Source organism: Micromonospora sp. D75 (assembly GCF_018070405.1).
Classification (GTDB): domain Bacteria; phylum Actinomycetota; class Actinomycetes; order Mycobacteriales; family Micromonosporaceae; genus Micromonospora; species Micromonospora chalcea.
In genome coordinates this window covers 1-11,124 of record NZ_JAGPXV010000132.1, presented here as the reverse complement: position 1 = coordinate 11,124, position 11,124 = coordinate 1, and the positions used below count along the sequence as shown (strand labels likewise).

General features: G+C 65.4%; 10 protein-coding genes, 1 tRNA gene and 3 pseudogenes. 10 read left to right on the top strand and 4 right to left on the bottom strand.

Features of this window, described 5'->3' with window-relative positions; all coding sequences use genetic code 11:
• Positions 1–121: 121 nt before the first annotated feature.
• The 4 genes from KBX39_RS11030 (at position 122) to KBX39_RS11015 (ending at position 2,656) form a co-directional block, all read left to right on the top strand.
• Positions 122–505, top strand: coding sequence for a hypothetical protein (locus KBX39_RS11030; protein ID WP_210870343.1), 384 nt, complete (start codon positions 122–124; stop codon positions 503–505).
• A gap of 52 nt (positions 506–557) precedes the next feature.
• Positions 558–1,358, top strand: a complete 801-nt coding sequence (locus tag KBX39_RS11025; RefSeq protein WP_210870341.1) for a methyltransferase domain-containing protein — start codon at positions 558–560, stop codon at positions 1,356–1,358.
• A gap of 36 nt (positions 1,359–1,394) precedes the next feature.
• Entirely contained in the window at positions 1,395–1,838 is a 444-nt protein-coding gene (locus KBX39_RS11020; RefSeq protein ID WP_210870338.1) for a DUF3592 domain-containing protein, read from the top strand.
• A 122-nt stretch (positions 1,839–1,960) separates the two neighbouring features.
• Positions 1,961–2,656 carry a proteasome protein gene (locus KBX39_RS11015; protein ID WP_166455813.1) on the top strand — a complete coding sequence of 232 codons (696 nt, stop codon included), beginning with the start codon at positions 1,961–1,963 and terminating at the stop codon, positions 2,654–2,656.
• Positions 2,657–2,739: 83 nt separating this feature from the next.
• Here the strand turns inward: KBX39_RS11015 and KBX39_RS11010 are convergent.
• Positions 2,740–3,195, bottom strand: a pseudogene (locus tag KBX39_RS11010) (RICIN domain-containing protein); the annotation flags it as partial.
• Positions 3,196–3,223: 28 nt separating this feature from the next.
• Here KBX39_RS11010 and KBX39_RS34045 point away from each other — a divergent pair.
• The 4 genes and pseudogenes from KBX39_RS34045 to KBX39_RS10995 all read left to right on the top strand — a co-directional run.
• Positions 3,224–3,355, top strand: a pseudogene (locus KBX39_RS34045) (GntR family transcriptional regulator); the annotation flags it as partial.
• A 171-nt stretch (positions 3,356–3,526) separates the two neighbouring features.
• Positions 3,527–4,609, top strand: a complete 1,083-nt coding sequence (locus KBX39_RS11000) for an ABC-three component system protein (protein WP_210870334.1) — start codon at positions 3,527–3,529, stop codon at positions 4,607–4,609.
• On the top strand, positions 4,597–5,088 hold the full coding sequence (locus KBX39_RS34220; protein ID WP_369010109.1) for an ABC-three component system middle component 2: 492 nt from the start codon (positions 4,597–4,599) through the stop codon (positions 5,086–5,088). Before KBX39_RS11000 ends, KBX39_RS34220 begins: the two co-directional genes overlap by 13 nt.
• Positions 5,081–6,943, top strand: a complete 1,863-nt coding sequence (locus KBX39_RS10995; protein WP_210870332.1) for a hypothetical protein — start codon at positions 5,081–5,083, stop codon at positions 6,941–6,943. The genes KBX39_RS34220 and KBX39_RS10995 overlap by 8 nt, the downstream gene beginning before the upstream one ends.
• 62 nt (positions 6,944–7,005) lie before the next feature.
• On the opposite strand, the pseudogene KBX39_RS10990 reads toward KBX39_RS10995, so the two are convergent.
• Positions 7,006–8,081 (bottom strand): annotated as a pseudogene (locus KBX39_RS10990) (IS110 family transposase).
• A gap of 535 nt (positions 8,082–8,616) precedes the next feature.
• Here KBX39_RS10990 and KBX39_RS33255 point away from each other — a divergent pair.
• Complete coding sequence (locus KBX39_RS33255) at positions 8,617–9,099, top strand: tyrosine-type recombinase/integrase (RefSeq protein WP_312247081.1); 483 nt, start codon at positions 8,617–8,619, stop codon at positions 9,097–9,099.
• 394 nt (positions 9,100–9,493) lie between these two features.
• The gene (locus tag KBX39_RS10980; RefSeq protein WP_210870331.1) at positions 9,494–9,721 is read left to right on the top strand and encodes a hypothetical protein; all 228 of its coding nucleotides are present in this window, start codon (positions 9,494–9,496) and stop codon (positions 9,719–9,721) included.
• A gap of 235 nt (positions 9,722–9,956) precedes the next feature.
• Here the strand turns inward: KBX39_RS10980 and KBX39_RS10975 are convergent.
• Both KBX39_RS10975 and KBX39_RS10970 read right to left on the bottom strand, forming a co-directional pair.
• Positions 9,957–10,030, bottom strand: a tRNA-Ala gene (locus KBX39_RS10975).
• Between the two features lie 193 nt (positions 10,031–10,223).
• On the bottom strand, positions 10,224–11,006 hold the full coding sequence (locus KBX39_RS10970; protein WP_210870329.1) for a hypothetical protein: 783 nt from the start codon (positions 11,004–11,006) through the stop codon (positions 10,224–10,226).
• Positions 11,007–11,124 lie beyond the last annotated feature (118 nt).

The window sequence follows — 11,124 nt, the reverse complement described above, 5'->3', positions numbered from 1 at the left end:
CGGTCACGTGGTCTGGGTGGGCGACGACCAGCGGACGTTGGAGGGTGCGCTGACCAGATGGTTCGGCGGCGGGACGGTTCGCGGGTAGCGACGGCGCACGGACTCGGCAATGATCAGCTTCATGTCCGACGACAACCTGGCCGACACCTGGCGTCGCATCATCCTGGGAGACGGCAAGTCCTGGGTCGTGTTCGCGCACGGCACGTGCGTCGTCCTGCCGCACCCCGAGCCGGGCGTCGACCTCGCCGCACAGGCCGTCGAGATCCTGCGCGAGTACGGCCCCGTCCACGTCGGCTCGCCGTCTGCGGACTTCGGTACCGTCACGCTCGAACCCGGCCCCGGCTGGGCGGTCTACGGCCATCACAACGACGTGTTGACCTACGTCGGCCCGGACGAGGTCTCGGACGACAGCGACCTTGCTGTCGGTCTGTACGGGCGCAGCAAGCGAGATCGAGACGGCCATGAGCTGACCGTCGTCCACGTCGAGGACAAGCGGCCCCGCTGACGCGCGTCGGCGCTGCGGGTTCAACCGACAGCGGCGCAATAGGCTCCAGTCCGTGCACGGATTCACCGATGTCGACCGGCAGCCGGACCCGAAATCGTGGGTGGGCGTGCTCGACCGCCTGACCGGCGAGCCCTTCTACCAGGCATACCAGCAGCGGGTACGCGAGTTGCTCCGCCCGTCGCCCGGCCGGCGCTACCTCGACGTCGGTGCGGGCACCGGGGCGAGCGCGGTCCGCCTGAGGGACGATCACGACGTCACCGTGCTGACGGTGGATCGTTCCCTGACCATGGCTCTGGCCATGCGAGGCCGTGACTTGACCCGGTGCGCCGTCGCCGACGCGCATCAGCTGCCGTTCCTCGACGACTCGATCGACGGTGCCTGGGCCGACCGCACCGTGCAGCACCTCGCCGATCCCCGCGCGGCGATCAGGGAACTCGCCAGGGTCGTCCGCCCGGGCGGCCGCGTCGTTCTCGCCGACCCCGACTACGACACGCAGGTGCTCGACATCGCCGACCAGGATCTGGCCCGACGCGTGCTGAGGTTCCGGGCTGACTGCCTGCTCCGCAACGGTACCCTGGCTCACCAGCACGCCGGAATTCTCGCCACGCTCGGCCTGGCCGAGGTCACCGTCGAGCCCCGAACGCTGCTGGTTCGGAACCCGAACGCCGCCGACAACGTTCTCGGCCTGCGCAGCTGGGCCGGTACGGCGGCTCAGCGCGGCGTACTCGACCCCGCCGAAGCTCGCGCGTTCGAGGAGCAGTTCGACGAGGCGGTCGAGGCAGGCCGGTTCACGTACGCGGTCACGTTCTTCCTCGCCGCGGCCACCGTCTACTTCCACGAGCCGTCGTCGTAGCGCATCACCGTTGACGTCGGTGCTTAGCATCGCGACGTGGACGAAAGTTGGGAACAACTTCACCCGCGACAACGCAAGCTGATTGGCGCGTTGATCATCCTCACCGCTTCTTCCGCCTTCATGTGCTGCGCCGCCTTCTATAACGGCACGACCGCGATTGGCCTCGCGAACCGCGGCCTCACCACAGACGCCACAGTCGTCGACGTCAACCGTCATGGACGCGCCAGCAAGGTCACCGTGGAGTTCACACCTCGTAGCGGCGACCCCCTGAGCGCGGAGTGCACGAGCTGCAGCCCCGAGCTCGACGAGGGCGATCGAGTACGCATCCGCTACAACCCCAACGACCTCGCGCCGGGGGTGGAGGACGCCGAGAACCACGGCGCGCAGCGCGTCGCGGTATTCAACCTCGTGGCCGCCACCGCCCTGCTGTCGGGCGCTGGGTTTGCCGGGTGGCGCCTTCACCGAGACCGCCCAGTCTGATTCTGGGCACCGCCGGCTTGCGACCGGTGTCAGCCGCCACACGGACGTCCCTGCCGGGTGTAGGCAGGCGGGATGCCGGGTACCTCGCGCCCCAACCCCGCACCCCTGCACAGGAGGACCCCATGACCGTCGTACTCGCCGTTGTCTGCAGCGACGGGGTGGTGATCGGCGCGGACTCCCAGATCACCGAGAGCGACCGCGGTCTGAGCTTCCCCGCGCAGAAGCTGCACCCGCTCGGCGACTGCGCCGCCTGGGGCGGCAGCGGCGCGCGCGGAGTGCTGAACGACCTGCGCCCTCTCCTCCAGGACTCGGCCACCGCCATCCTCGAAGCGCCGGACATCGGCGGCGAGCTGCAGGAGCGCGTCCTGCCCGTCTTCAAGAAGCACTACGAGAACTACATCCCGGACGTGCCCGGCGAGGGCTCCGGCGGCGGAGTGTCGGCCTACCTGCTCGCGGCCGGCTTCAGCCAGGGCGGGCCGTGGATCGTGGAGATCAACCCGAACGGGCTCATCGGCCGCTACGAGGACGTGGGCTTCCACGCCATCGGCTCCGGCGCGCCGATGGCCCAGCAGGCCGGCGCGCTGCTGTCCCACTTCCGGATGACCAAGCGCACCGTCGAGTACGGCGTGGTGGGCGTGGTACGGGTGCTGGAGGCGCTGGAGCAGACCTCGCCGTCGGTCGGCAGGCCGTTCAGCGTCGCGTGCATCCGGGAGGAAGGCGCCCACCATCTCGACGAAAAGGAGATCGCCAAGGCGCTGAAGGACGTCCAGCGCTGGCGTGACCTCGAACAGAAAGCGCTCGACCAGCTGTTCGACTGACGCCGGCGCGTTCGAAAGACCGCCTATGAGTGGCGCGGTAGGAGCCCGGACGAAAGTCCGGGCTCCCGCCGTCAGTGCAGTCGTCAGGCAGGGATCGCGGTGAGGTACCAGAGCTGCCCGGTCACGTTCTGGCACTTGTCGGTGAACGCCGCACCCTTCAGGACGGACGTCGGCGCGAATCGGTTACCTTCCAGGCATTCGCCTTCCTTCTCCCGGAACTTCGTCTGCAGCCGGAAGAGGTTGTCTCCTGCCTTGACCAGCTTCCACTGCTGTCCGGTGACCTCGCGGCACGTGTCCAGGAACGCGGCGCCGCCGAGGACCTTCCCGGCGAGCTGGTTGCCTTCGAGACACTTCTCCTTGCCGAGGAACTTCGTCCGCAGCGTGTAGTAGCCGTCGGGGCGCTTGGTGAAACTCCAGGCCTGTCCGTCAACGTCCTGGCAGGTGTTCTGGAACGCGGCGCCGGCGAGGGTCGAGTTGCCGTCGACGCGGTTGCCCTCCAGGCACTCGTCATCGCCGCGGAACACGGTCTTGAGCTTGTAGTATCCCCCCGCCGAGGGCGGGGCCTGCGCCGCCGGCTGCGAGCACTACAAGGTCAGCAACACCGTGATCCGCGCCGCCATGCTCCTACTCAAAGCAGCGGGCCTGATCGACGGCCGACAAGGCAAGGGCGTGTACGTCGCTGACCTGCAGCCTCGGTAGACCGCCCGCATATCGCACCCGAAGGTCCAGCTTGCTCCTTTAGCATGGTGGCCCAGTGGCCTACCACTACCTGTCGGGATGTAGTCACTCGATCTATCGCTCCGCAAACGTCTGCTCTACCCTGCGTGGAACAAGCAGGCAAGATGCAGCGAACTCCCGAAGGAGCGCTCCTTGGCAGGCCCCTACCCGGCTGAGGCGGATCTGCTCTCAGTCCCTCCCGAGCCTCTTGGCGTTGCGCTCGTGGTGCCAGCTGCGCAAGGGCCTCGCTTCACTCCCGAGGCTCAGCTCTTCATCTACACGGCGGCTATGTGGGAAGAGTTTATTCACGAGTGGGCGAGAACGCTTCCGTACCACAAAGTGAGGCGATTCGGGGGAGCCAACGACCACGGCGTGGACATCGCTGGCTTCGAATCAGCCGCAGGTTTCGGCGGCGTATGGGATTGCTTTCAATGCAAGCATTACAAAGACGCGCTAATGCCAACCGACGCATGGCCCGAGATATACAAAGTGCTGCGATACGCCGAATCCGGGTATTACACGCTGCCGCGGACATACCACTTCATGGCACCTCGCGGCCTGGGTCCAACACTCGAACAGATGCTTCTGAGGCCCGACGAACTGAAGGCAGCCTTCCTAAAGATCCTAGCAGAGGGCAAGGTTGGACCCCCGAATAACAATGACGAAAGAGACAAGATTGCCGCATATGCGGAGACGATAGATTTCTCCATCTTTCAGTCGTCGACACCCGCTGAATTGTTGGAACAACACAAGAACTCACCACAGCACACAGTCCGATTTGCCGTTCCGCTACCCGCCGCGCCACCCGCCCAATCACCTCCCGTAGAACCAACTCCAGAAGAAGCAAACTACCTGGAACAGCTCTACGACGTCTATGCAGAAAGATTTGGGACGACGGCGAGATCCATCGATGATTTAGCCGAACATCCGAAGGCTCACGCGCATCTACGTAGCCAGCGAGAGTACTTTTACTGCGCCGAGACCTTCCGAATCTTCTATCGCGACAAGGTGCCTCCGATGACGTTCGAGAACCTGCAGGACCAGGTCCATGAGGGCGTCAGGGAAATACACGACGAAGATCACACATCTGGCTATGAACGGCTCCAAAAGGTCCTTAGCGCTTCTCAACAAATCAACCTCACCACCAATGCGTTGATATCTGTTTGGCAGGCGCGGGACAAAAAGGGGATTTGCCACCAGCTGGCCAATGACGACCGACTGCGATGGTGCCAATGAGCATCACACCGCCGCTCAACAGTCCATTGGAGGTCGGGCTGCGCGTGGTCTTCGTGCTTTCGAGCGCCTTTCCGCGCGCTTTTGACCTTGATGCCCTTATTCAGCTAGACCATGCCCTACTCCACACTGGGCAGAATGACGGGCCTGACAGCATCCACCCAGAACTTCCAGGGGCTATCGGGGAACTGGCCGTAAAACGGGATCTAATCAAATCGGGCATCGATGCAATGATGCGTGCTGGCCTAATAGTTGCAAGACCAACGAATGCAGGATTTGCATTTCTAGCCTCCGAAAACGCTGCACCCTTTGTGTCCGTTCTAGGTTCGACATACGCAGAAAATTTGCGAGCAAGAGCAAACTGGGTTATAGACCAGTTGCCAGAGCCGAACGAGGCTTCAGAGGAGCCACAGTTGAGGGCTCTGATTAGTCGCTGGATTTCCCAGAACCCAGCAACAGGAGCCGGGGGGACCGATGACTAGCATACAGGTCAAAAAGCTCGCTGCTATTGGCGCTGACCAAGAACCTGCCGAGCTTGATTTTGGCCGAGGACTTAATGTGGTCTACGGCGCCTCAAATACCGGAAAAACCTATGTTTTCGACCTCATCAACTACCTCTTAGGTGCGTCGGATCTAAAGTACATAACCGAGTCGGCGGGCTACGACACCGGTTTGTTATCGCTGGTGTCCTCCAGGAGCCCAGCTGGCTTGACGCTAGAAAGATCTATAGAACAAAGCAGGAGTGCAGCGAAGTTTCGCGTTTACGATGGGCTGCAGCGAACTGGACGACCAAGGACGCTATCACCACGGCATCAGAAGTCCGGGAACGACATCTCCACTCTCTTCCTTGCCCAAATGGGCATCAACGAAGGCTGGGTTCGCTCGAACGATCGAAACGAAACGGTCTCCCTCACACTTCGCCTTCTCTCTCGTCTCTTTCTAGTCAGCGAAACTGATATCGTTTCTGAAGCACCGCCGGCCCTCAGCGGCCAGTTCATCTCTCGCACCACCGAACGATCTGTACTGAAATTCGTCCTGCAGGGCGACGACGACTCTAACCTTCCCCGCACAACGAAATCAGCAACGGCAGAGCGTCAGCGCAACCAAGGGCGACGTGCCGCTATGGAGCAGATCATCAGTGAACTGCGACAGGCGCTCGGCGATTCCGAGAGCATCTCTGAGGCCCAGTCTCGACTAGCAAGGCTGGAGCGTTCGATAGAGAGCGTTTCCAGTTCCCTCGACGGCTACCTTGATGAGCAGGCCAGCCTGAAGGAAGAAGTTGGACAGCTTCAGCGTCAATATGACGAACAGCGCTCTCGCGTAAATGAGATTAGTGAACTGCTCAGCAACTTCGGCTTGCTGCTGCAAAAGTACAACTCCGACCTTGAGCGGCTGGATATGCTTGAGGAAGCCGGCACGCTACTCGGATACTTTGATGTCGGGGACTGCGTTTTCTGCGGTTCTACTCCTGAACATCAATCGCCCGCTGCCCATCGCGCAGAGGACAGAACACTGTTCGCTGAGGCAGTTCAGGCTGAGCAGAGCAAGACGCTGAGCCTGAAAGCTGACCTCGCGTTGGCAATTCAGGACTTGGAGGCCGAACGGGAAAGCGGGCTAGGCGCCCTGTCGGCTCTTGAAGTAGAAATTCAAGGCGCTCGTGATTCCGTTAGAGCATTGGACGAGCAGCTCTCGCCCCAGCGTGGACAGTTGAGGGAACTCGTAGACGCAAAGGGCGGTCTCGAACGCAAAATAGCGGCCTACCAGCAGATTGAGCACATTGAGAATCTAAAAGCGGGTTTGGGCGACGTAGACGAGCCGATCTCAGTACCGGCAACCGCCCTAGGCGGCGACGTGGCCCGAGAGTTCGGTGAGTTACTGTCCGAGATTCTCGAAGAATGGCGAATTCCGGAACTCCGCCATGTATCCTTCGACTCCGAAACTTGTGACATCAACATGAACGGAATCCCACGCTCTGCCCACGGCAAGGGTATGCGTGCCATTCTCCATGCGGCATTCACGGTGGGCCTGGCTCAGTGGTGCATTATGCGCGATCTTCCACACCCCGGGTTCGTGGTCTTGGACTCGCCTCTTGTAACCTACAAGCAACCGGAGGGGGCCGAGGACGAGAGAATTATGGGCAATGACGTGGCCAGCCATTTCTTCCGATATCTTGCGTCCAGATTCCTTGGACAAGCGGTCATCCTGGAGAACGTCGCGCCACCAACAGACATTGACGGCGAAGCGACGATCTACCAGTTCACGAAGAGTAACCGCGGACGATACGGGTTCTTTCCGGTCGTTCCAGTGCGTGAGTTGGCTAGTTCGGGGACGAGATAGTCTTCCGGCTCGGTGACCAGCACGTCCCTGCGAAACCTGTCATCCCGATGCTCCTATGGGGGTCAAGTGGTCAGGGCGGCGAAGTCTGCGCGGAGGGCGGTGTAGATGTCCCGGACGATGTAGCGCTTGAGGCAGCGCAGGATCTCTTGTTTGCTGAGGCCTTCGGTGATGCGTCGTCGCTGGTAGGCGCGGGTGCGTTCGTCGTAGCGCAGGCGGCAGAGGCGATGGTGTGCAGGGCGTGGTTGGCGCCGCGGTCGCCTCCTCGGTGGAGGCGGTGGCGGCGCACCCGTCCGGAGTTGGCGGGGATGGGTGCCGCTCCGCAGAGGTGGGCGAGGGCGGCCTCGGAGTGGAGCCGGTCAGGGTTGTCGCCGGCAGTGGTCAGGAGTTGAGCGGCGACGTCGGTGCCGACGCCGAACAGGGCGCTGGTGCGAGGTGCGGTCCGGCGGACCAGCGGTGTCAGTTGCCGGTCGAGAGCACGGATCTCCTCGGTCAGAGCTTTCACTCGTCGCGCGAGCCCGGCCAGCGCGGCAGCGGTGGCTTGTTCCGGGTCGTGGAGTCGGCTCAGGTCGGCGGTGAGGATGGCGCAGCGGTTGACCAGAACAGCGGCGCTGCGTTTGGTCAGCTCAGCCCGGAGTGCTTCCGGGGCGGCGGCGACCAGGCCCCGCATCTGGTTGATCGCGGCGGTGCGGGCCTTGACCGCGCCGTGGCGGGCGACCCGTAGGGCGCGGATGGCCTCGACCGGACCGGTACGGGTCTTCGGGATGCCCATGGCCGTGCCGGCGAGGGTGGCCCTGGCGGCGGCGAGGGTGGCCCTGGCGGCGGCGATGGCGTCGATGGGGTCGGACTTGCCCTTGGCCCGGCGGGTCCTGCGGTCCGGACGGTCTACCTCGACCACGGCTACCTTGCGGCTGCCCAGGTGACGGGCGAGGCCAGCACCGTAGCTACCAGTGCCCTCGACCCCGACCGCTACCAGGCGACCGAAGGACCGCATCCAGGCCAGCAGGTCCGCGTAGCCGTCGCTGGTCGCGGGGAACTCTGCATCCGCCAGGAGACCGCCGGTGCTGTCGATGATCGCCGCGTGGTGGGTATCGCGGTGGGTGTCGACGCCACCGATGACCGATCGTTTCTTCGCTGCCATGCTGGTGAGGTCCGCCCTTCTCGGTCGCGTCGAGAACACGTGGACACGTCACCGGTCAGGCGATCCGACAACACAGTGGTGGGCGCCTCTCGCACAGGCTCCTATCAAGTCAGGACGCCTGACCGGTGACATGCAGTTGCCGGGGTCACCGAGCCGGCCGACGAATCGGGATCAGGACAGCAACCGTCGGTCTGCCGGTGAGTCAGACCAACCCGGCGACCCACCCCACCATCCTCACTGTCTGCCATCGACCCGCCCCCTGGGAGAGCGGGCTGCCGCCCGGCCCGCCACGTCAAGCGGACCTTGACGGCTCGTGCGGACGCTGGCGGGCCGGGCGGGGGTCTGCTCGGCTTGCCCGGGTCGATGGCAGGCGGGATGGCCTACCGCAACCACTCACGGACCGTGACCCGGCGGCGGAGCCTCGGCCATCCTGGAGCCGGAGCGGCCCCGCCGGAGGCGCCCTAACCGCAACCCCGCGACCGCCGCCAGCTCGCCGACGCGCCCGGCGTGCGCTTGCCCTGCGCCACGCGGGCTCGTGGCCGCGCGGCTGGCCGCCAACGAGCTGTCGGTGACCTACCAGCTCCAGCGCATCCTCCGGCAGCTCCTGCACCGGGAGACCAAGACCGAGGCATCGGAGGCCACTCTGCCCCTGCCGGCCGTCTGTGCCACGGCCCTGCGCTTCCGTTGGGAGGCTCAGCAGCGGCACCGGGACCACGCCGGCCGGGCCTGGCAGGACAACGGCCTAGTCTTCACCACCCGCCTCGGGACGCCGGTCGAGCCGAGGAACTTCCACCGGGACTTCAAGACCCGCTGCCGCAAGGCCGGCGTCCGGGAGATCTCCGTGCACACCACCCGGCGCACCTGCGCCACCCTGCTGGTGGCCCTCGACGTCCACCCCAGGGTCATGATGCGGATCCTGCGGCACAGTCAGATCGCGGTGACCATGAACGTCTACGCCCAGGTCGCCTCGGAGGCGACCGAAACAGCTCTCACCCGGCTCGGCGAGCAGTTCTCCTGACGCTTCCTGCACAGTCGCGGCCTTGGCCAGTGCCTGCTCAGCCTGGAGGCGCTTGGCTTCGACGACAGGCCGGTCGGTCACGCTCGCCGAATTTGCGTTACCCCGGGCACGGCGCAGCGCGACCTTGCGCCGCCCTCGCCGGGCATCCCGGGCCGACCACAGTGGTCGGGCTCGGAAACCGAGATCCTCTTGACCAGCAGGACGACGGACGCCTAAGCCCACATCGGACAACAGGTCCCACGGGCGCGGCACCGAAGGACGGGAACCAGCGGGCGGCACAGTAGGATTAGTGATGTTGCTGCAAGTTCATGGTGGAACGCCTCGCTCGCCCGCGGGGAACGAGGGATCATCCTCGGCCGTGCCCCAACCAGGTTCGACCGGAGAGGAACACGCAGTGACACGCAAGAAGAAGCGTCGGCCCTACAGGCCGGCGCCTCAACCGGCCCGCTGGCAGGCGTCGTTCTGGCGGAGGGTCGGCGGGGTGGTGGTCGTCTTCCTGGTGAAGATCGGCACCACTCTGCTGGTGCCGGTGATCACCGGCACCGACGCTGCGACTGTCGGCGAGGAGATCGTCGGCGGATGCGGTGAGGCCCCCACCCCGACGGGGGAGGGGGCCAGGTAACACCCGGAACCACTGCGCAAGGTTCCATTAGAGGGCTCGGGGCGGCCACCCCGGGCCCTCTCTCAATTGCGGACCGCTAGAAGCTGTCAACGTCGAGCATACGTCATACATGACGTGCTAGATGAGGTTAGGCCGTCATGACAGTCGCGGGCAGCTCCTGCGAGCTGCTGTACTTCAGTGCTGCACAAGATCAGAAAGGCCGTCTCCGACTATCGGAAACGGCCTTTGAACTGGGTGGAGCTGAGGGGATTTGAACCCCTGACCCCCTCGATGCGAACGAGGTGCGCTACCGGTCTGCGCCACAGCCCCTCCGCCGGCGAACCGGCGTCGGTCCCACCCAGCTTTCACCGGGTGGGCCGGCGACAAGGCTAACAGGTAGCGCCCCCACGACGCGAACCGCCCCACCGCCCACGTAGATCTTGGAAGAAAGCGGCTCCCAGAGCGACCCATTTCTTCCAAGATTGCCCGCCGCGGGCGACGAGGGCCGCGCCGGGCGAGGGCGTCAGGCGCCTCGGCCGGACTGGTAGGGGCGTCCGCGCAGGCCACCCGCCCGCCGGTAGGACACCGAGCCGCCGCTCGCCGCGGGCGGCAGGTCCGCGGGACGGTCCAGCCCCATCGCCGTACGCCGGACCGCCTCGCGCTGGGCGGCCAGCCGGCGCTGCGCCTCCCGCCGGGCCGCCGCGCGCCGGGCCTGCTCGCGGCGTACCTCGGCCTGGCGGGCGGCCAGCCAGGCCGCCTCCCGGGCGTCCGCGCGCCGCCGCCGACGTTCGGCGAGGGCACGCTGCCGCAGGGGCACGACGTACGCAACGAGCAGCGTGCCGGTGACCGAGACGCTGATCCAGAACCCGGGTCCGACAAGTACCACGCCGCCCAGTTCCACCAGGTTGAGCAGCAGCAGCGCGGCGAGCACCCGGCGCCGGCGGTAGATCGCCGGGGTGTGCCGCCGCCGGGGCGAGTTCCGTCGGCGGGACTGGGCCGGGACGGCGGAGACGGGCCGGAGCCGGCCGGAACGGCGGCGCATCGGTGGCGCGGAGACCGGGCGGGCGAGACTACCCGTGTCGGAGTCTTCACTGAGGGTCACCACGAGGGAGCGCGGCGGGTGCAGCGGCCGTCGCCCGGGCACGGTGCGCCGTCGACGCTGGCGCTGGAGCACCCGCGCCGTCGACTGCGCCCGCTCCGCCACCAGCCGCTCGGTGGCGTCGTACCGGCGGACCAGCGCCGGAGCGAGGGCGAGCAGACCGGCGGCGGCGAGGACGGCGAGGAGCACCGACGTGGGCACCCTCACCCCTCCCGTCACCAAAGTTCTCCGGCGAGCGCCGCCCGCCGCAACTTGTTCCGTCGACCGTCGTTTACGGCGCACTTCATGCGGGCGGGCAGCGCTTGCCGCAGCTTGCAGTTACTTG

Coding starts and splice junctions, on each gene's coding strand:
- KBX39_RS11030 (WP_210870343.1), top strand. CDS start 122: ATGTCCGACGACAACCTGGCCGACACCTGGCGTCGCATCATCCTGGGA.
- KBX39_RS11015 (WP_166455813.1), top strand. CDS start 1,961: ATGACCGTCGTACTCGCCGTTGTCTGCAGCGACGGGGTGGTGATCGGC.
- KBX39_RS34220 (WP_369010109.1), top strand. CDS start 4,597: ATGGTGCCAATGAGCATCACACCGCCGCTCAACAGTCCATTGGAGGTC.
- KBX39_RS10995 (WP_210870332.1), top strand. CDS start 5,081: ATGACTAGCATACAGGTCAAAAAGCTCGCTGCTATTGGCGCTGACCAA.